The sequence below is a fragment of the uncultured Gemella sp. genome (assembly GCF_963515875.1).
Lineage (GTDB): Bacteria > Bacillota > Bacilli > Staphylococcales > Gemellaceae > Gemella.
Genome location: NZ_CAUPZX010000007.1, coordinates 33,366 through 54,345, shown reverse-complemented (window position 1 = coordinate 54,345; position 20,980 = coordinate 33,366). Strand labels below are relative to the sequence as shown.

16 protein-coding genes are annotated in these 20,980 nt (G+C 30.6%); all 16 read right to left on the bottom strand.

Features of this window, described 5'->3' with window-relative positions; translation table 11 throughout:
- Positions 1-300: 300 nt before the first annotated feature.
- The 16 genes from cydC to glgB all read right to left on the bottom strand — a co-directional run bounded on the left by cydC (position 301) and on the right by glgB (position 20,668).
- Positions 301-2,034, bottom strand: coding sequence for a thiol reductant ABC exporter subunit CydC (gene cydC, locus RWL85_RS02575; RefSeq protein ID WP_314084590.1), 1,734 nt, complete (start codon positions 2,032-2,034; stop codon positions 301-303).
- Positions 2,024-3,739: a thiol reductant ABC exporter subunit CydD gene (cydD, locus tag RWL85_RS02570; RefSeq protein ID WP_314084589.1), complete on the bottom strand. Its 1,716-nt coding sequence runs from the start codon at positions 3,737-3,739 to the stop codon at positions 2,024-2,026. Before cydD ends, cydC begins: the two co-directional genes overlap by 11 nt.
- A 3-nt stretch (positions 3,740-3,742) precedes the next feature.
- Positions 3,743-4,771 (bottom strand): cytochrome d ubiquinol oxidase subunit II, encoded by a 1,029-nt coding sequence (gene cydB, locus RWL85_RS02565; protein ID WP_314084586.1) that lies wholly within the window; start codon positions 4,769-4,771, stop codon positions 3,743-3,745.
- A gap of 1 nt (position 4,772) precedes the next feature.
- Positions 4,773-6,155, bottom strand: a complete 1,383-nt coding sequence (locus RWL85_RS02560; RefSeq protein WP_314084583.1) for a cytochrome ubiquinol oxidase subunit I — start codon at positions 6,153-6,155, stop codon at positions 4,773-4,775.
- Between the two features lie 214 nt (positions 6,156-6,369).
- Entirely contained in the window at positions 6,370-6,723 is a 354-nt protein-coding gene (locus tag RWL85_RS02555) for a DUF1634 domain-containing protein (RefSeq protein WP_314084581.1), read from the bottom strand.
- Between the two features lies 1 nt (position 6,724).
- On the bottom strand, positions 6,725-7,570 hold the full coding sequence (locus RWL85_RS02550) for a sulfite exporter TauE/SafE family protein (RefSeq protein WP_314084580.1): 846 nt from the start codon (positions 7,568-7,570) through the stop codon (positions 6,725-6,727).
- 11 nt (positions 7,571-7,581) lie between these two features.
- Entirely contained in the window at positions 7,582-8,214 is a 633-nt protein-coding gene (locus tag RWL85_RS02545) for a thiamine diphosphokinase (protein WP_314084577.1), read from the bottom strand.
- Positions 8,214-8,858 (bottom strand): ribulose-phosphate 3-epimerase, encoded by a 645-nt coding sequence (gene rpe / locus RWL85_RS02540; protein ID WP_314084574.1) that lies wholly within the window; start codon positions 8,856-8,858, stop codon positions 8,214-8,216. The genes RWL85_RS02545 and rpe overlap by 1 nt, the downstream gene beginning before the upstream one ends.
- A 1-nt stretch (position 8,859) precedes the next feature.
- Positions 8,860-9,741: a ribosome small subunit-dependent GTPase A gene (gene rsgA, locus RWL85_RS02535; protein WP_314084571.1), complete on the bottom strand. Its 882-nt coding sequence runs from the start codon at positions 9,739-9,741 to the stop codon at positions 8,860-8,862.
- A gap of 33 nt (positions 9,742-9,774) precedes the next feature.
- Complete coding sequence (recN, locus tag RWL85_RS02530) at positions 9,775-11,475, bottom strand: DNA repair protein RecN (protein WP_314084568.1); 1,701 nt, start codon at positions 11,473-11,475, stop codon at positions 9,775-9,777.
- Positions 11,476-11,486: 11 nt separating this feature from the next.
- Positions 11,487-12,296, bottom strand: coding sequence for a TlyA family RNA methyltransferase (locus RWL85_RS02525; protein WP_314084566.1), 810 nt, complete (start codon positions 12,294-12,296; stop codon positions 11,487-11,489).
- Between the two features lie 223 nt (positions 12,297-12,519).
- Positions 12,520-14,913 carry a glycogen/starch/alpha-glucan phosphorylase gene (locus tag RWL85_RS02520; RefSeq protein WP_314084563.1) on the bottom strand — a complete coding sequence of 798 codons (2,394 nt, stop codon included), beginning with the start codon at positions 14,911-14,913 and terminating at the stop codon, positions 12,520-12,522.
- A gap of 24 nt (positions 14,914-14,937) precedes the next feature.
- Entirely contained in the window at positions 14,938-16,356 is a 1,419-nt protein-coding gene (gene glgA / locus RWL85_RS02515; protein ID WP_314084560.1) for a glycogen synthase GlgA, read from the bottom strand.
- A 141-nt stretch (positions 16,357-16,497) separates the two neighbouring features.
- Positions 16,498-17,613 (bottom strand): glucose-1-phosphate adenylyltransferase subunit GlgD, encoded by a 1,116-nt coding sequence (glgD, locus tag RWL85_RS02510; protein ID WP_314084558.1) that lies wholly within the window; start codon positions 17,611-17,613, stop codon positions 16,498-16,500.
- Position 17,614: 1 nt separating this feature from the next.
- Positions 17,615-18,787, bottom strand: a complete 1,173-nt coding sequence (locus RWL85_RS02505; protein WP_314084555.1) for a glucose-1-phosphate adenylyltransferase — start codon at positions 18,785-18,787, stop codon at positions 17,615-17,617.
- 27 nt (positions 18,788-18,814) lie between these two features.
- Positions 18,815-20,668, bottom strand: coding sequence for a 1,4-alpha-glucan branching protein GlgB (gene glgB / locus RWL85_RS02500; protein ID WP_314084552.1), 1,854 nt, complete (start codon positions 20,666-20,668; stop codon positions 18,815-18,817).
- Between the last annotated feature and the right edge of the window lie 312 nt (positions 20,669-20,980).

Here is a 20,980-nt window from a genome sequence, read left to right as displayed (position 1 = left end):
ACATATTCTTTGATTTGAGCATATGTTGCTTTACTCTCCGCACTTGTCAAATCCAGCTCATCCAGCTTAATTTCAACGTCTATATGCTTATCGACATCGAGTTTGGACAAAAGTGCTACCATCTCAATAGTGCAATTACTTCCATATTCTAAACCTCCAAATACTTTATACTTTTATACAAGTTGTATTATAGCATTTTTCAATCAAAATTTATAGGTCTAACTCGTTTCTCTTTACCTGTGTTAGTCATTTTTCTTGTTCCTGTAACTGCTCTATATTTGTAAAGTTTTGCAAATACTATTACGCTATGTTATCCATATCATACAATTTCTTATACTTATCATTTGTTGCGTAAAGTTCACTATGAGTTCCATCCATCTCTATTTCTCCATCTTTAATAAATATTATTCTATCCATATATTCAATAGAGTTTAAATGATGGGTAATCCATACAATTGTTTTATCTTTACTAGACTCAAAAATTGTAGTTAATAGTTCATGCTCTGTCTTTGGATCTAATCCTACAGTCGGCTCATCTAGTAATAACAATTCATTATTTTGAATTATACTTCTAGCAAAAGCAATACGTTGACGTTCTCCACCTGAAAACCTACTACCAGTTTCGAAGACATTCGTATCTATACCATCTGGTAAACTTTGAAGCAATTTAGTTAGTTGTGCTTTTTCTAAACTGTCATTAATTTTATCTTCAATTTCAGCTTCCTCTAATTTTGTATCTAGCAGAGAAAGTTTAAGATTTTCTCTAATCGTCATATCAAATAGGTAAGGTTTTTGGTTTAAAAGCGAAATTTCTGTACCTAACATTGTTTCTATTGGTTTTTTATCAAGAACAACTATCTCACCTTGATAATCTGTATAAGTACCTGTTAATAATTTCACCAATGTAGATTTTCCTACACCACTTCTTCCTAATATTGCTACTTTCTCACCTTTTTTAATAGAAAGTGATAAATTATTTAAAATAGTTTTGCCTTTTTCATATTCAAAAGATAAGTTTTTAATATCAATAATATTTCCTTCAGAATTTATTGAATCAACAACTTCAACTTTTTCGTCATTTCCTTGAGCATAAAATTCTTTTACTCTATTTATAGAAACCTCGTATCCTGGAATGTGGGCCACAGCTTCACTTGTCATTACAGCTACACTAAGAACTGATAATACCATCATACAGAATGATGCGATATAAACATTTTCTACTACATTGTTAACAGTCATATTCCAACAACTATAAATCATTAAGAATGCTACGGCACCCGCAAGTATGTTTACAAAGTTTTCTCTTAAGTGAACGAATGTTTTAATCTTTCTTTCACGACGTAAAAGTTTTTCTTCTTTAGCTTGGTAATCATCCATAAATTCATTTACTTTATTAGAAGAAATCCAGTCACTTAGTCCAAAAATCGCACTTGTAAAATCACGGTATAGGTTGTACTTAGCTTCCTTCATAATTTGAAAGTTCTTTCTAGTAATAGTAAGTGAAGCAAATGGAACTACAAAGATTATAAAAATTCCAAATAGAGCTGCTAAGATTGCATAATTCGCATCATAGCCAAACATTACCGTAATGAAAAGTACATATAATACTAATGAAATAATACTTGGGAATATTGTTTTTAGATAGATATTTTGCATATTTTCAATATCTTCAGAAATAATACCTAGTAAATCACCAGACTTATATTCTTTCTTCAATTTTAATGCTTTAGGTTCTAATATTTTATATACCCTACTACGCATTTTTTCGATTATACCTAAAACTAAGTTATGACTTACTAATCTTTGAATATAAGCAAATGTAGATTGTGATAGTGAAAATGTTCTTGTCAGTACTGTAGGTACTTGTAGCATTAAAATATTTCCAATTTGTAATGATGCTTTACTGATTAAGTAACCTGATACATACATTAACGCTGCTCCACTAATAACAGACATTAATCCTAAAAAGACTACTCCACTCATTACGCCTTTATTCTTTTTAATTTCTTTTCTTATAATTGAATTATTTTTCACTATAGCTACCTCCTACTAGATTAGCTTTCAATTCTTCAAAACGTGGTGAATTTTTAAATTCAACTACTTTTTCAAAATCACTAACCTTTCCTTGTTCTAGATTCAACACATAATCCACATTATTCAACCAGTGTAGTCTATGAGTAGCTATAATTACGGTTCTACCTTTAAATAATTCTAATAGTTTTTCTTTTATTTCAAACTCTGTTTCTATATCCAGATGACTTGTAGGTTCATCTAAAATAATTACTTCTCTATTACTAATTAAAGCTCTGGCAATGGCAATACGTTGTGCTTGACCTCCACTTAACTCTTGACCACCTTCTCCAATATTAGTATCGTATCCTTGTGATAATGTAGAAATAAATTTATCTAAACCTACTAACTCGCTAATTTTTCTTAACTGATCTTCGCTTATATTTTCATTAGTATAGAATAATATATTATTACGAATTGTATCTGGGAATACATAAGGAAATTGCGAAATATAAGAAATATTGTTTGACCAATGTACATTTTTTAAGTTTGTAACTTCATTATTTATTAATATCTCACCTTCACTCTGTTCATTAAACCCAGATAATACTGAGATTAATGAAGTTTTCCCACTTCCACTTTGGCCTACAAGGCAAATCTTTTCACCTTTGTTTATTGATAAAGTTATATTATCGAGAATTTTCTTCTCATCTTTTATTAAGCTTACATTTTGTAGTTTAATATTTTCCACACTTTCAATAGAAGATTTCTCTGATTTATTATTTTCATTATCGATTATCATTCTGTTGATATCTTCATATGCCATTTGTCCGTCAAGCGTTGCATGATAATCTGTTGCAGCTTGTTTCATAGGAAGGAAAAATTCAGGTGCTATTAATAATACTGTTAGTGATGGCAATAAGACTGTACTTCCATCTAATAAAAGTATCCCTAATCTTACTGCTAATAGTGCTATTGCTATTGTTGTTAAAAAATCTAAAGCAAAGCTATTTAAAAAAGCAACACTAAGTGTTTTCATCGTACTCTGACGATATTCTCTATTCTTCTTTTCCATTATAGGTAAGTAATTTTTACTTACTCCTAAAAATTTAAGCGTCTCTACTCCTCGAATTGTATCAATAAAGTTATTAGATAATGCTCTATATTTTTTATACTGTCTATTCGCCATATCTCTAGCATTAATTCCTAGTAGAATCATGAAAATTACGATAACTGGTATTACAGATATTATCATTAGCGCAGAAACGTAATCTGTATAAAATATAAATATAACTACTAAGGTTGGTATTATAGCTCCACGTATTTGTTTTGAAACATTTAGTTCAAAATACTGTTTAACTTTACCTATTCCATCAATTGCTAATGTTACTAGTTTTCCTGATCCTTCTCTTGAGGTAAAATCAGGACCTAAATCAAAGTAACTCTGAAGTAATTTTCTTCTAATATCTTTTTCGAATTTAATAGCATGATTTTCAGTAAAATATTGTTGTAAATGTAAGAACACTATCCTAAAAATAAAACCTATTAAAAAAAGAACACTGTCTCTTACTACATTATCAAAGTTTCTATCAAATAGCCCAACTATGGCTTTTGCTAAAAAAGCAGCCTGTATAATTATACAAGCTGCTTCGAATATTGATAATATTAATAGTGTCAATGTAAGACTTTTTTTAACAGGAAGTTTTAATTTTGCTTCCTTTTTTTTCATTGACTAATACTCCAATTTATCTTCTTTAGTTAGTCGTTTTCTAAAAATAGAATATGACCAAACTTGGTATCCTAAAACGAATGGCAATAGGAATAATGCAACTATTGTCATAAGTCTTAGAGTGTATACTCCACTCGCAGCATCATAAATAAATAGTGATTGACTAACATCATTACTGTTTATAATAGCACGTGGGAACATACCTGCGAAGACACTTAGAGTTAGGAACGCTAATGTTCCTGATGTACTTAAGAATGCACCTAAGTCACGACCTTTAAAGTTTAAAACAAATGATAATACGAAGAATACTACCGCAATTACTGCTAGTACTAAACCAACATAATAGTTTGTTGTAAAGATATCTGTTTTAAATAATGCCCATATTGCAAATACTAATGTTACTACCGCAGCAAATGGGAATAATAATGCAGATGTTGCACGAGCTGCGTTTCTTAGTTCTCCTGTAGTTTTTAGAGCTAAGAATTGTGCTCCGTGAACTAACATAAGAAGTAACATCATTACTCCACCAAGGATAGTGAATGGAGATAATAAACCTAAGAAACCATCAACTAAGTTTTTCTTAGAATCAAGGTTTGCTCCTGTCATGAAGTTAGCTACTGCAACTCCCCATAATACTGGAGGAAGTAAGCTACCAACAAACATTGCTATATCGAATGATTTAATCCAAGTTCTATTATCACCTAATTTACCTCTAAATTCAAATGATACGCCTCGCAAGATTAACGCTACTAACATTAATACGAATGCGATATAGTACCCACTAAATAATTTACCGTACCAGATCGGGAAAGCTGCGAACATTGCTCCACCACCTGTTAATAGCCAAACTTCGTTTGCATCCCAGAAAGGACCAATTGTATTGAAGTAAACACGTTTATCTTCATCAGTCTTACCTAGTACTTGAGCTAGTACCCCAACCCCGAAGTCATATCCTTCTAATACGAAGAATCCTGTAAATAGTATCGTAATAAGTAAGAACCAAATATTTGGCAATGCTACTGACCAATCCATACTATGCTACCTCCTTCACAGTTGTTTCTTTTTTATTCATTGTGTATCTAAATGCGATAAATTGTATAATTCCTAAGATTGTATACAATACACAGAATACTAATAACGAGAATAATACTGATGCTCCAGAGTTTGGTGAAACTCCTGATTCAGTAGCCATTACTCCAAAGATTAAGAACGGTTGACGTCCCATCTCAGCCATTATCCAACCACAAGCAGTAGCAACTTCAGCTACTAGTAAAGTCCATGGCATAAGTTGTAAGAACAAACGTTTCTTAGTTTCAGTTCTCTTAAATGAGTAAATTGTTCCAAGTAATGACATTAATATTAAGATACCTACAGCACCAGACATAACCCTGAATGAGTAATAAATTGTTGGTACATGCGGTGTGTAATCGATGTGTTTTCCAACTACTGGATAATATTTTTCATCCATTTCTTTTTGAAGAGATTTCATACCTCTAAGGCTTCCTTCAAATTTATCATATGCTAAGAAACTTAACATACCAGGAACTTCAAGGTAATGTTCTGCTTTTTGTTGTTTCTGATCAATTGTTGCTAGAACAGAGAATGCTGCTGAATTTCCAGTATCTTCATATAAAGCTTCAGCAGCTGCAACTTTCATAGGATATTCTCTTACTAAATATTGCATTTGAGAGTGTCCTGTTACGAATAATCCAGTAGAACCAATTAGAGCAGCAATAATTGAAACTCTAAAAGCTTTTCTGAAGATTTCAACTTCTTGTTTACGAAGTATTTTCCAAGATGCTATACCCGCAATTGTAAATGCCCCTACAGTAATTGCCATTGTTACTACGTGAGGGAATTGATTCCATAAGTATGGGTTTTTAATGATTGCAAAGAAGTCAATCATTTCTGCTTTTTTACCAATTACGCTGTTTTCAACATATTTAACACCTACTGGGTGTTGCATGAATGAGTTAGCTGATAAAATCCAGAACGCTGACATAATTGTTCCGATACCTACTAACCAAATACACATTGCGTGTAATTTTTTATTAATTTTCTCCCAAGAGAAAATCCAAATACCGATAAATGTAGACTCAAGATAGAATGCAAGCAAGGCTTCTATCGCAAGTGATGGTCCGAAAACATCCCCTACAAATGAAGAATATTCAGACCAGTTCATACCAAATTGGAACTCTTGAAGAATACCTGTAACAACCCCAACAGCGAAGTTAATTAGGAATAAGTGACCAAAAAACTTCGTAATTCTCTTATAATGCTCATCGCCAGTTTTAACATAAATACTTTCAAAAATTGCGATTAAGAACACCATACCTATAGTGATAGGCACAAAGAAGAAGTGGAACACTGTTGTCGCTGCAAACTGTATCCTTGCAAGTAATAGTGGATCCAACATAGATATACCTCCTTATATGTGTTAAATTATATTTAATTGTAAATATTATATTATTATTGTATAACATAGTTATTATTATAGCAAAAGAAAAATGCTAAAAACAAGTATTTCTACCACATTTTACCATTTTTCGTTCACATTTTGTACACATTTCGCGATAAATTCTATTGCTATCACATAGTTGAACATTGCATTATTTAATTTTTTTTATATTTTAGCTATGTGTTACTCCCAAAAATAGACTCACAATTAGAATCACAAGTACTAAAATACAAATTCTTACAAATTTGTAGTCTTTTTGTTCAATATAGATATACAGTAATCCTAAAATACGTAATACAGGGGTTAGTATTAGAAGAAATATACCGAACATTAAGTATGAATAATAATTAAGTGATACTAAGCCTCTTAGCATTTCATTAAAAGTATATCTCTCTACAGTTAATACACCATTTGCTCCTTGTATGAAGCTAAGTATTATACCTGTTATAATAAAGAATGAACTTATGAAGACTCCTGTTTTTATAATATTTGCGATTACTACATTAACATCTCTTTTTTCACTCATATTAAAGCACCCCCAGTCCTTTTAAGAACATATTAACTATTGTAAATAACAGAATTGGAAGAAAAATTAAGCGTATGTATTTAGCATCTAATCTTTGCATTACTTTCGCACCTGTTCTAGAACCTATTAATGTTCCTAATGCAATTGGTGCTGCTACTACTGGATTAATAGTTCCATTAAAGAAATATATTAATGCACTGGCTGTGGCTGTAACTCCCATCATAAAATTACTTGTTGCTGTGCTTACTTTAATTGGTAATTTCATATAACTATCTAAGGCTATTACTTTAAAAGCTCCACTACCAATTCCTAATAACCCACTGGCAAATCCTGCCCCAAACATTACTAACGAACCTTGTGGAACATTTGCGACATTATATTCGATAGTTTTACCTGTCGCTTTATCATAATATGATGAATTAAGTTTATATTTTTCAGCATATTTATCATTTTCTACTTTTTCTTCTACTCGTTTTTTAGTAATTATACCTGCTTTTTTAAGCATTCCATAAAAAGAATTCAATAGTATCAATGAGAAGAATATATATAATAATTTTGATGAAAATACACCTGCCATTAATGCACCAACTACTCCACCTGCTGTAGTAAATACTTCCAAAAGCATTCCGACTCTCATATTGCTTACATGATCTTTTACGAATGCTATCGCAGAACCACTACTTGTCGCTATAACAGCAACAATACTTGCTCCAATAGCATATTTTATATCAAATCCAAATAAAATTGTTAATGCGGGAGTGATGATGATTCCACCACCTAGACCAACTAATGAACCTAAAAATCCCGCAAAAACGGCTATAAGCATAAATTGTAATATTTCTACCATACATTCACCTTCTAATCTTTAGAATATATAACTAATACATTTTCACTCACTTGCAACTCAATTGCTTTTCCACTTGAAAATTCATTACTTGTTGCATTCGGACGATTTAAAGTCAGAACTAAATTATCTACTTCATATTTTGAATTTTTTATCGTCATAACTGTATTCTCATAAATAGGAACTATTGAGAAATATTTATACCCTTCTATTCTTTCAAAAGAATTTAATCCTTTTTTAGCTGTTGTGATAATATTATTATCATCTATAATTCTAATTTTAGTATTATTATACTTTAAATTATTTAATAATAAAATATTGCCAAAAAAGTGATCTAATCTACGTCCAGTTGCTCCATATATATCTATGACTTCAACCTCTTCAAATAATTCTAAAATATGTTCTAACGCAAATTCTGCATCTGTTAAATCTTCACTATTTTTCACTTTAAAGTACTTAGATTTTTCTTCAACTTCTTTTCTTTCTTCCAAAGTTATCGAATCAAAATCTCCGCAACTTAATATTGGATTCACTCCTTTATTAAGTAAGTACAGTGCTCCTTTATCTACTCCACACCATAAGTCAGTCGATGGTATTTCTTTCGGAAATACTCCTCCTAACATTATATTTATCTTTCTTATATTCATTATTTCAACAACTCACCTAATGTTTTTTCTTTATTACTTGCTCCAAATAAAAATGAACCACACACCAATAAGTCCGCACCCTTATCTCGACAAGCTTTTGAAGTTTCTATATTAATTCCTCCATCTACTTCTATTAAGAAGTTATAACCTTTATCTTCGCGAATTTTTGCTAATTCTTCGATTTTCTCTAACATTTCTGAAATGAATTTTTGTCCACCAAATCCAGGGTTAACTGTCATAATCAAAACATAATCTAATTTTGGCAATAAATATTTTATACTTTCAATTGGAGTTTGAGGATTTAATACAATTCCAGCTTTTTTTCCATTGTCTCTAATTACTTGAACTAATCTGTCTGCATGATTTGTAGCTTCAATATGAAACGAAACCATATCACATCCTACTTTACAAAATTGTTCAACATAATTTTCTGGATTATCTATCATTAAATGACAATCAAATATCTTATCTGTTTTAGGACGAATTGACTCAATTATTGGGAATCCAAATGAAATATTTGGAACAAAATTTCCGTCCATTACGTCGATATGAAACATATCAATTCCGATATTTTCTAATTCTTTAATATCTTTTTCTAAGTTAGAAAAATCTGCCGATAAAATCGAAGGTAATATTTTCTTCATCTTATCTCTCCTTTATATATTTTCTTTTTTGATTTTGTTTTTCTGTAAATAACATCTTATAGTCTTCATAACGACTTGCAAGTATTTCTTTACTTTCTACCGCTTCTTTAACACCGCATTGAATTTCCTCCATATGATTACATGGTTTGAATTTGCAATCATAATCATGAAATTCTCTAAATAGGTATTGTAAATCTTCTTTTTCAATAAATGTAATATCTAGAGATGAAAATCCCGGTGTATCTGCTATATAAAAATCATCTATTTGATAAAATTCCGTATGCCTTGTAGTATGTCGTCCACGCCCTAAATGTTTCGAAATTTCTCCTGTTTCTATAGCTAAATGCTCTGCTAATTTATTAATAAACGTAGATTTTCCTGCTCCTGATTGCCCTGATATTGCTACATATTTATTAGAAATGACATCTTTAAGTTTATCGATATCTTCCTCTGAATTAGTGAATACTTGATAACCAATTTCATAATAGTAGTTCATTATTTCTTTCATTTTTTCTAACTCATCATCTTTTAATAAATCTAACTTAGTAAAAATGATAATGATATCTACATTACTATTTTCATTTAAACAAATTATTTTATTTAGTAGCTTACTAGAAAATTCTGGGTCTTTTACTGATACTACAATAATACTGTAATCTATATTGGCAACTTTTGGTCGTAATAACTCATTCTTTCTTTCTAGTATCTCTATCACATATCCCGTGTTATTGTCACTTAGTTGAATCTTTACATCATCTCCTACTAAAGGTGTAATATTCTCATTTCTAAAGTTACCTCGTGCTCGGCACGTAACTATTTCTTCAGAACAATTTACATAATAAAATCCACTAAGTGCTTTTAAAATTTTTCCTTCTTTAGTCATGTTCCTCCTATACCCTTTTGGTATTTACTATAACTATTTATTTATTTTTTCTCTTATATCTGCTTTAGTTTTTTCTGCTAGTTTTAACATTTCTATAGAGTGTTCTTCAGAGAGTTTTGTCATAGTATCCCCAGATACCATTCTTGCTACTTCTGCAATTTTCTCTTCTTCAGTTAACTCTCTAATCACAGTCAACGTTCTCTTATCACTTATTTCTTTACTTATCAACAAGTTTGTATCTGCTAAGGCAGTAGTTTGTGGTAAGTGCGAAATACAAAGTACTTGTGAACCAACACCAAGTTGGTACATTTTTTCTGCCATTCTTTGCGATACTCTTCCACTTACTCCAGTATCAATTTCATCGAAAATTATTGAAGTAGCTTCTATACTTCTTGAGAAAATAATTTTTAGAGCTAGCATTACCCTAGATAACTCTCCTCCAGATGCTACTTTTGATAGTGATTTTAACGGTTCTCCTAGGTTTGCACTAATTAATATCTTAACATCATCTTTCCCTGTAGTTGAAAATTCTTTTTCTTTGAAATCTACTTTAATAGTACTTTTTTCCATATATAAGAATTTCAATTCATCTTGTATTAGTTGTTCTAATTTAAGCGCTGTTTCTTTTCTTTTCGAACTCAAATTCTCGGCTAAAACCACTAATTCTTTCTCTATTTTCTTGCTTTCTTCTAAGTAATTTCCAAAATTTTCTTCATAGTTCTCTAACTCATCTAATTCTTCTTTAATAGTCTCTGTAAATGCTATAAGATCATTAAGTGGTTTTGAATATTTTTTCTCTAATGTTTTTATTTTATCTAAACGATAAATATAGCGATCAAGTTTTTCTTCATCATATTCAATTACATCAGTATAACTAGATACTTCATATTTCAAATCGTCTAGAATATAGTATAAATTAGTAATTTCTTCATACTTTTCTTCAAAATTAGAATTATACCTACTTAGTTCTCCTAAATTAGATCTAATCTCAGCTAATTTTGAAAGTACTCCGTATTCTCCATCAATTCCTTCTGTTATACTATGAGCGAGATTATTTACCTTTTCAAAATTCTCTAAGTAATCAATATCTTTTTCAAGATCTAAATCTTCATCTTTTTTCAACTTCATCTGACTTAGTTCTTTATATTGAAATTTTAAAAAGTCTACCTTTTGAAGAACGTCACTTTCTTGTTGTTTTAAGTTATCAATTTTTTCTTTAATTACTTGGTATTCTTTATACTTTTCTTTGTATTTTAAATATAGCGGCTGAATTTGTTCTTTGTTGAATGAATCTACAAGATTAAGATGATTTTTTTCTACTAATAGAACCTGATTATCATGTTGTTCATGAATATCTAATAAATGAGTTGCTACCTTTTTTAATGTTGATAGATTTACTATAGTTCCGTTTATTCTACAAACACTCTTACCACTATTATAAATGTCACGACGAACTACAATAACATCATCTTCAGAATCTAAATCAAGTTCATTAAAAATCTTCTTAACATCATTACTCTTTGGAAAATCAAATACTCCTTCTACACTAGCCTTTTCTTCTCCATATCGAATATACGATGTTGACGTTCTTTGACCTGATAATTGTGAAATTGCCGCTAGAATCATCGATTTTCCTGCTCCAGTTTCTCCACTTAAAACAGTTAAACCATTTTTTAGTTCTATTGTAGCTTTTTCTATTATTCCAAATTGCTTAATATTCAACTGAATTAACATTAGTTCCTCCTCTATTTAAAGTGATTATGAGCATTATTAACAATATGCTCAATGTTTATATTTTTATTTTCTATTTCTTTAGTTTCATTGTATTTTAAAGTCATTAGAAATTCAATATTCCCTTCTCCGCCTGTTATGGGTGAATACGAAAGATTCGTCATACTAAAGCCAACACTATTTGCTAGTAATAACACTTTTTCTACTACTTCAAGTTGAACTTTTTTATCTCGAACAATTCCACCTTTTCCTACCTTATCTTTTCCCGCTTCAAATTGAGGTTTCACAAGGGCGCAAACCTCTCCGCCGTCTTTTATAATCTCGGCCAGATTTGGTAATATTAATGATAATGAAATAAATGAAACATCGATAGAAGCTATATCTATATCGTATACATCAAAATCCTCTTTTACTGAATGTCGGAAGTTAGTCTGTTCCATAACCTTTACACGTTCATCATTACGCAGTTTCCAAACAAGCTGATTCGTACCAACGTCTAAAGCATAGACAAACTTGGCACCGTTTTGTAAAGCACAATCAGTGAATCCGCCAGTTGAAGAACCTATGTCTATCATAACTTTATCCTTCACATCAAAATTCAGTTCATTTATTGCTTTTTCTAATTTTAGTCCTCCACGGCTTACATAAGGCATCTGTTTACCTTTAATTCTAAGTTCAGCCGTTACCTCAACTTTTTCTCCTGCTTTATCTATTCTAATATTATCATTATAAACAATCCCAGCCATTATTGCTCGTTTTGCTTTCTCTCGTGATTCAAATAGCCCTTGACTCACACAAAGGACATCTGCTCTTTCTTTTGCCATAGTTACCTCTTTATAATTTACTAAGTGTGCATTTTCAAAATAAATATTAATTTTGGAATTTGCACAGTCTTTCCTTTTAATTTTACCATATTAATCGTATTTTATCTATGAGAATGGCACGTTTATATATACTTTATGTCTAAAATCATCTATTAATTTTATTGAAATAAAAAAAAGCAACTTAGAAAGAAAAAATTCTCTAAGTTACTCTTTTTTTAATCTACTATTTTACTTTTTTTATATTCCAGATATCTTTAGCGTATTCGGCTACAGATCTATCTGCTGAGAAGATACCAGCATTAGCTGTATTTACTAAGCTCATACGCCCCCATTTTTCTTTATCTTGATATGTTTGAGCTACTTTTTCTTGTGCTGCAACATAGCTTTCAAAATCAGCAAGACACATATAATTATCTTGTGTCAATAGATAATCTACGATAAAGCTAAAGTTCATACCACCAACAGTCATAGTTCTAATAAAATCTAAAGTTTCTTTAATCTTAGTTGAATTATTATAGTATTCCCATGGTTTATAACCTTGTGCATTTAAAGCATCAACTTCTGGAGTTTCTAATCCAAAGATAAAGATATTATCATCACCTACCGCTTCATGAATCTCAACATTGGCACCATCTAAAGTTCCTAATGTTAACGCTCCATTAAGCATTAGTTTCATATTACCTGTTCCACTTGCTTCTTTACCAGCTTGTGAGATTTGTTCACTAATATCAGCTGCTGGGATAATTTTTTCTGCAAGTGTTACTTTGTAATCAGGTAAGAATACAACTTTAATGTAATCACGAACTAATTCATCACATTCTATCATTTGTGAGATTGAGTGGATAAATTTAATTATATTTTTTGCCATTTGATATCCTGATGAAGCTTTTGCCGCGAATATAAACGTTCTTGGTACTGGACGTAATCCATTGTATTTTATCTCTCTGTATAAGTATACAATATGTAATGCATTTAGTAATTGTCGTTTATATTCGTGTAGTCTTTTAACTTGAACATCAAAAATTGAATCAGGATTAACTGTTATACCTGTAGTATTTTGAATGTATTTTGCAAGTTGTTCTTTTTTAATTTTTTTAATTTCTTGAAGCTTAGCTACAACTTTCTTATCGTTTTTAAATTCATTTAGCTTACTAATCTTAGATAAATCTTTTACAAAGTCATCTCCGATTAATTCTTCAAGGTAAGAAGCTAACTCAGGATTTGCTTGACCTAACCATCTACGGTGTGCTATACCATTTGTTACATTACCGAATTTAGTTGGATAAAGTTCATTAAATGCTCTAAACGTAGAATCTACAAGAATATCACTGTGTAGTTTTGATACACCATTAACATTGTGACTTCCTACGATTGATAGATTAGCCATTCTAATCTGGTTATCGTATATAATTGCAGTCTCTGCTAATGTAAATTCTTTTCCTTGATCAATTACCCACTGACAGAATCGTTTATTAATTTCTTCAATAATTGAATAAATACGTGGTAATAATGGTTTAAATAAATCCACAGACCATTTTTCTAAAGCTTCTGCCATAATTGTGTGGTTCGTGTAGGCAAAAGTTTTAGTTGTAATTTCCCAAGCCTTATCCCAAGAATAACCATATTCATCAAGTAATAATCTCATTAATTCTGGTACTCCCATCGCAGGATGAGTATCATTGATGTGTAAAGCAACATGTTCACTTAAGTTTTCTAATGTACCAAATTCATTATAGTGATTTTTCACTAATTGTTGTAATGACGCACTAATAAAGAAGTATTGTTGTTTAATACGTAATTCTTTACCTTCATTTGTGCTATCTGCCGGATATAATAATTTAGAAATTGAAGAGGCAATCGCTTCTGCTTCAGAAGATTTAGAGTATTCTCCACGTTCGAACAATTTCATATTAAATCCAGTTTTTGCTTTTGCTTCCCATAAACGCAATGTATTTACAGTTTTTGTTTTATATCCAGAAATTAGTAAATCATAAGGTTCTGCTTGAATTGAAGTATAATCCTTATGTTCAACTTTAAAACCATTTTCTGTCATTTTTTCTTCGACATAACCATAGAATCTTACTTCAATTTCTTCGTCATTTCTATATACTAATCCATACTTACCTAAATCTAACCAATAGTCTGGGAATTCTTGTTGCCACCCATTATTAATTACTTGTTTAAATATACCATATTCATATAAAATTGAAAATCCTGTAACTGGGTAATCACTACTTGTTAAAGCATCTAAATAGCATGAAGCAAGACGTCCTAGCCCTCCATTACCTAATCCTGGATCTGGCTCGATATCATAAATCTCATCTAAGTCAAAATTATTGTCTGCTAAAAATTTATTTACATCTTTTTCTACACCTAGATTAAACAAGTTATTTCTTAATGTTCTACCTACAAGGAACTCCATCGACATATAGTAAGCACGTTTTTGTTTTGTTTTTTTCAATTCTTGTTCGTAAGCGAATTTCTTCTCAGATAGTTTTTCTCTTACCGTACTCATAAGAGCTTCATAAACTTGACGTTTACTTGCTTGTGCTATAGTTATACCGAATTGTCTTTTTAAATACTTCTCAACTTTTTGTTCAAATTCTTTATTTTTCATTAGTGTCTCCTAACTCTAATTGTTTTACACAATTTCATTATACATATCTATATATTGTAATGCTGATTTTTTCCAACTTACATCCTGGTTAATTGCATTTTTCATAATTTTGTTCCAAATATGACGTTCTTGGTAATAACAATATGTTGCCCTATAGATAGCATCTAGCATATCGTAAGCATCAAAACTTTCGAAAGTAAATCCTGTTCCAAACTTACCATCAAATGGAACTACTGTATCTTTTAATCCGCCTACTCTATGCACGATTGGAATCGTCGCATATCGCATTGAAATCAACTGAGATAACCCACATGGTTCAGTTTTTGATGGCATTAAGAACATATCACAAGAACTATAAACTTTTGATGAAACTTCTGGTGAAAACATTATTAAACTTCTTACCTTATCATGACGTCGATACTCAAGAGAACGTAAAGCATCTTCATAATGTCTATCTCCCGTTCCAAGAATTATTAGCTGTGCTCCTGTTTTTAATATTTCATCAGCTACATGAAGGACTAGATCTATACCTTTTTGGTGAGTTAATCTCGTAACCATACCAATCATCGGAATATTTTCATTTACTTCTAACGCCATTTCTTCTTGGAATTTTAATTTATTTTGAACTTTATTTTTTAATGTCTTTACATCAAAATTCTTGAAAATTTGGTTATCAGTTTTCGAATTGAATTTATCAATATCTAAACCATTAATAATACCGTGAAGTTTTCCTTGTTCCACTCTCAAGATGTCATCTAAGCCGTATGAAAAGTAGGGATCTAATATTTCATGTGCATACGTTTCGCTCACTGTATTAATTCTATCAGCTAACTGGATAGCACCTTTTAATAGATTTAAATCACCTTTATATATTAGGGCATCAAAATATTTGTTATCTAAGCCAAACAGGTACCCCATATCATACGGATTAAACTTACCTTGGAATTCAATATTATGAATAGATATTATACTTTTAATATTTTGATAGAATTCCACTCCTCGTGATTTTAAATCATCAAGATAGATTATAGATAACGCTGCATGCCAATCATTAGCATTAACTATATCAGGTTTAAAATCTATATGTGGTAAAATTTCTAAAGCTGCTTTAGAGAAGAAAGCAAATCTCTCTCCATCATCTTCTTGTCCGTATACACTAGCTCTATTGAAGTATTGTTCATTATCTATAAAATAGTATGTTACACCATTCACTTGTGCTTCAAATATTCCGCAGTAAACAGTTCTCCATCCTAAGTTTATAAAAATATGCTGTTTATATTTTAAATCGTACTTTTCTCTATCTATTGAAGAATACAATGGCAGTACTACCCTTGCTTCTACATTTTCATCTTGAAGTGCCTTTGGTAAAGATCCTATAACATCTCCCAGACCTCCAACTTTAACAAATGGTGCCGCTTCTGCCGCCACGAATAATATTTTCATTATATTTCTCCTTATTCGTTATTACTATCATACTAAAAGGGTTAGTTTTAGATGTAGTCTATCTGTATATTATACTCTATTTTCAATAGAAAATCGAAGATTTTACAAACTTTTTCCACATTTTATTCTAACCCATTATTATTATTCTACTACTTTATTCTTTTCTACAATAACTTGACAGTTTTCAGTTCCTTTTAATTCTACTTTTTCTGAAACAACTGCACCTTTATCAACAATTACATAATCTAGATATACTGATTTTTTAATTACACTGTTAGACATAACTATCGAGTTCTTAATAACAGCACCTTCTTCAACTACAACATCCCTAAATAATATACTATCCTCAACTATACCATTAATTTCACAGCCATCACCTAAAATAGAGTTTTTAACAATCGCTCCATCTCCATATGTTGTCGGTACACTATCTGCTACTCTTGTTAAGATATCAGTTCCTGATAAAAATAATTCATTTAATTTCTCAGGGTTTAATAAGTCTTTGTTAAAGTTGTAGTATTCTTGAACACTATTAATTGTTCTAATATAGTTTTTAACTTCATATCCATACACATTTAATCTATGGAAATTTTTAGCGATAAAGTCTAATAATAAATCTTGCCAACCTAATGTCATACCTTTTTTAACTATTTCCTTGAACATCCCCTTAGACATTATATAAATCTTCACTTGTGTCGGGCATACTTCGTTATATCCGTCATAGTGAAATAAACTATCATATACTCTATGTTTGTCATCAAAGATAATTTGTGATTCGCGCTGTTGAGGTTGTCTATAAGTATACGCTAAAGTAATATCAGCATTTGTTGATTTATGATATTTTACCATATCTTTAAAGTCAATATTACCAACGATATTTCCATCTGTAAGAATACAGTATTCTTCTAATAAAGTGTCTGCATATCTTGCAGCATCGCCTAATGCTTCTATTTTATTTTGAGCTAGACGATTTGACTGATGATTTGACATAGGAGTAATGAATTTTAGTCCACTATTTTTTCTGTTTAAATCCCAGTCTTTCCCCCAACTTAGGTGATCCATTAGTGATTTATAGTGGTGATTTGTTACTACCGCAATGTTAGAAACTTCAGCTTTTACTAAAGAAGACAACATAAAGTCAACCATTCTATATCTTGAAGCGACAGCTAAAGATGCTAGTGTTCTATTTCTTACTAATCCTTGTAAGTCATCATTACGATAATTATCTGCGAATAATATACAAAATGCATTTACCATATTATTTTCCCTCTACTTTCCTATTCTCATTTACAACTTCATCTCTACCGATTACAGTTATTTGCTCTTTCCCTAAAACTATTTCTCTATTTCCAACTTCTACATTTTCTTTGATAACTGAACCTTCTGCAATAATTGAATTAAAGATTTTCGCTCCTTTTTCAATTAATACATTTTTCATAATAATACTTCCTACTATTTCCGCTCCTTCTTCAATTCTCACACCTGAAGAAATAATAGAATCTGAAATAGTACCGTATACAGCTGTTCCATCAGAAATCATAGAGTTTTTAACATTTGCACTATGAGCTAAATATTGTGGCATAGCTCCTTCGTGTCTATAGTATATTCTCCATAATTTATCATCGATATTAAAGTTTTCTTTATTTTTAATTAGGTCCATATTAGCTTCCCATAAACTTTCAATTGTTCCTACATCTTTCCAATAACCATAGAATGGATATGCATAGATATTTTTACCTTCATTTAACATCATTGGAATAATGTTTTTACCGAAGTCTTTTTCACTATCTTCATTTTCTTCATCACGAATCAAATATTCTCTAAGTTGATTCCAGCTGAAAATATAGATTCCCATTGATGCTTTTGTTGAAATCGGATGTTCTGGTTTTTCTAAAAATTCAGTTACCTTCAAGTCCGAATTAGTATTTAAAATACCAAAACGACTTGCTTCTTCTATTGGTACATTAATATGAGCAATTGTTAAATCAGCACCTTTTTCTTTATGGAAATCTAACATTTCTTTATAATTCATTTTATAAATGTGATCTCCTGATAAAATAAGCACATATTCTGGATTATACTGCTCTATATATTTTATATTTTGATATATTGCATTTGCAGTCCCCTTATACCATTCACCAGTTTTCCCAGCTGTATAAGGTGGTAAAATAGATAATCCACCATCCATTCTATCTAAATCCCATGGTTGACCATTTCCCATATATGAGTTGAGTTCAAGTGGCATAAACTGTGTTAATACTCCAACTGTTGAAATACCTGAATTTGCACAGTTTGATAAAGGAAAATCTATGATTCTATATTTTCCTCCAAAAGGTACGGCTGGTTTAGCCATGTCTTTTGTTAAAACTTGAAGCCTTGTTCCTTGTCCTCCTGCTAGTAGCATAGCTACTACTTCTTTTTTTCGTGCCATTATTTTGACCCCCTTCTTCTAAACTTATTATTTCTTTTCTATATACATTGTTGTATAAGGTGGAATGTTTATACTCAAAGTATATTTAAATTCATTTTTTTCTTTATTTATCGTCCTTAAATTTCTGTTAGTAATAGCTATACCATCATACTTTTTAGCATCCGAGTTCAATACTATTTTATAACTTCCCCAAGTATCTACTCCGATTTCATAATTCTTCAATATTTGACTAGAAAAGTTACTAATTACTAGTACTTCTTTTCCTCCTCTATCTTTTCGTGAAAAAGCAAATACGTTATTAATATAATCATCCACTACATGCCACTTAAATCCATCCCAATCACTATCGTTTTCCCATAATGCTGGTGTATTTTTATAAAACTTGTTTAATTCTTTAACATATCTATGTGTGAAGACATGTTTTGGATATAACATCAATAACCAATCTAATTCTCTTTCTTCATCCCACTCAATATACTGTGCAATATCAATTCCCATAAAAGTTAATTTTTTCCCTGGGTGTGCATACATATATCCTAAAAATGCTTTAAAATTACCAAATTTCTCATCATAAGGTACTGGACTCTTATCTAAAAGTGATTTTTTCCCATGAACTACTTCATCGTGTGATATAGGTAAAATGAAGTTTTCTGAGAATGCATAGTGCATTGAAAAAGTAAATTTGTTATGTACTCCTTTTCTAAAGAAAGGATCTGTTTCTAAGTAATCAAGACTGTCATTCATCCATCCCATATTCCACTTGAAATCAAATCCTAAACCACCATGCTCGACTGCAGCTGTAACCTTTGGATAACTTGTAGATTCTTCAGCAATCATACTAACACCAGGATAATTTTCTTTTATATATAGATTAAGATTCTTTATAAAATCAATTGCTTCTAGATTTTCAAATCCACCATAGATGTTTCTTGCAGATTTTTCTTCATCTCGACAATAATTTAAAAATATCATAGAACTAACAGCATCTACTCTAATTCCATCAATATGATAATCTTCTATCCAAGAAACTGCACTTGAAGTTAAAAATGACTTAATTTCGTTTCGACCATAATCAAATACTCTTGTTCCCCAACCTTCATGTTCCATTTTCCTTAGATCAGAATATTCATAACAAGGAGTCCCATCAAATTCATATAACCCATGAGCATCTTTTGTAAAATGACCAGGAACCCAGTCTAGAATTACTCCTATATTATTTTGATGACAACGATCTACAAAATACATGAAATCTTCTGGTGTTCCATATCTAGAAGTTGGCGAGAAGTAACCAGTTGCCTGATACCCCCATGATTTATCATATGGATATTCCGTTACTGGTAGTAATTCGATATGAGTATAATTCATTTCTTTAACATAATCTACCAGTGTATGTGCTAGATCTCTATAACTCATCTCCTTACCATCTTCGTGGTGTTTCCATGATCCTAAATGAACTTCATAAACATTCATTGGACGATGATAAGGTACTTCTCTATTTTTCATCCATCTACTATCATTCCATTTGTAATCTGGCATAGAATAAACTTTTGATGCTGTCAATGGTCTAGTCTCTGCATGTTTCGCATATGGATCAGCCTTCCATAATTCAACTCCACTTCTAGTAACTATGATATACTTATAGGCATCAAATTGACTAACACCTGGTATTGTAATTTCATAAATACCTTTGTCATTTATAAGTCTCATTTCATGAGCATGTGGATGCCACGAACAAAATTCACCTGTAACAAAAACTTTTTTCGCATTTGGAGCCCATACTCTAAAAGTACATGTGTCTCCTTCTAAAAATGATCCTAAAAATTTATGGCTATGGTAATTTGTCCCTTCATGGAATAAATATTCCGCCATATTATTATTCACTTAATAGCCCCCTTTTCTTTAAAAGTAACCGTTTTCTTTTACTCTTAAAAAAATTTATTATGAAAAATACCGCGTATAAAATAGTTAAAATTATATTCGCTTATTCATTAAATATTTATACCTATATTATAACACAAAAAGTGTTAAGTGTAAATGTTTTCTGTAACTTTTTTCAAACGCTAATTACACCCTTTACATTGCTTTTATACTAATATTTTTTTGTTTTTTTTATAATAATAATATTTACATTTAAAAACTTTTATATTAAAATTAAAATGATGAATTTTGTAAAACAGTTTAATAACAAAAAAT

What these genes read in the sequence shown, in the direction of transcription:
- cydD (WP_314084589.1), bottom strand. Translation starts at nt 3,739, where the DNA reads ATGAAAAAAAAGGAAGCAAAATTAAAACTTCCTGTTAAAAAAAGTCTT.
- cydB (WP_314084586.1), bottom strand. Translation starts at nt 4,771, where the DNA reads ATGGATTGGTCAGTAGCATTGCCAAATATTTGGTTCTTACTTATTACG.
- RWL85_RS02560 (WP_314084583.1), bottom strand. Translation starts at nt 6,155, where the DNA reads ATGTTGGATCCACTATTACTTGCAAGGATACAGTTTGCAGCGACAACA.
- RWL85_RS02555 (WP_314084581.1), bottom strand. Translation starts at nt 6,723, where the DNA reads ATGAGTGAAAAAAGAGATGTTAATGTAGTAATCGCAAATATTATAAAA.
- RWL85_RS02550 (WP_314084580.1), bottom strand. Translation starts at nt 7,570, where the DNA reads ATGGTAGAAATATTACAATTTATGCTTATAGCCGTTTTTGCGGGATTT.
- RWL85_RS02545 (WP_314084577.1), bottom strand. Translation starts at nt 8,214, where the DNA reads ATGAATATAAGAAAGATAAATATAATGTTAGGAGGAGTATTTCCGAAA.
- rpe (WP_314084574.1), bottom strand. Translation starts at nt 8,858, where the DNA reads ATGAAGAAAATATTACCTTCGATTTTATCGGCAGATTTTTCTAACTTA.
- rsgA (WP_314084571.1), bottom strand. Translation starts at nt 9,741, where the DNA reads ATGACTAAAGAAGGAAAAATTTTAAAAGCACTTAGTGGATTTTATTAT.
- recN (WP_314084568.1), bottom strand. Translation starts at nt 11,475, where the DNA reads ATGTTAATTCAGTTGAATATTAAGCAATTTGGAATAATAGAAAAAGCT.
- RWL85_RS02525 (WP_314084566.1), bottom strand. Translation starts at nt 12,296, where the DNA reads ATGGCAAAAGAAAGAGCAGATGTCCTTTGTGTGAGTCAAGGGCTATTT.
- RWL85_RS02520 (WP_314084563.1), bottom strand. Translation starts at nt 14,913, where the DNA reads ATGAAAAATAAAGAATTTGAACAAAAAGTTGAGAAGTATTTAAAAAGA.
- glgA (WP_314084560.1), bottom strand. Translation starts at nt 16,356, where the DNA reads ATGAAAATATTATTCGTGGCGGCAGAAGCGGCACCATTTGTTAAAGTT.
- glgD (WP_314084558.1), bottom strand. Translation starts at nt 17,613, where the DNA reads ATGGTAAATGCATTTTGTATATTATTCGCAGATAATTATCGTAATGAT.
- RWL85_RS02505 (WP_314084555.1), bottom strand. Translation starts at nt 18,787, where the DNA reads ATGGCACGAAAAAAAGAAGTAGTAGCTATGCTACTAGCAGGAGGACAA.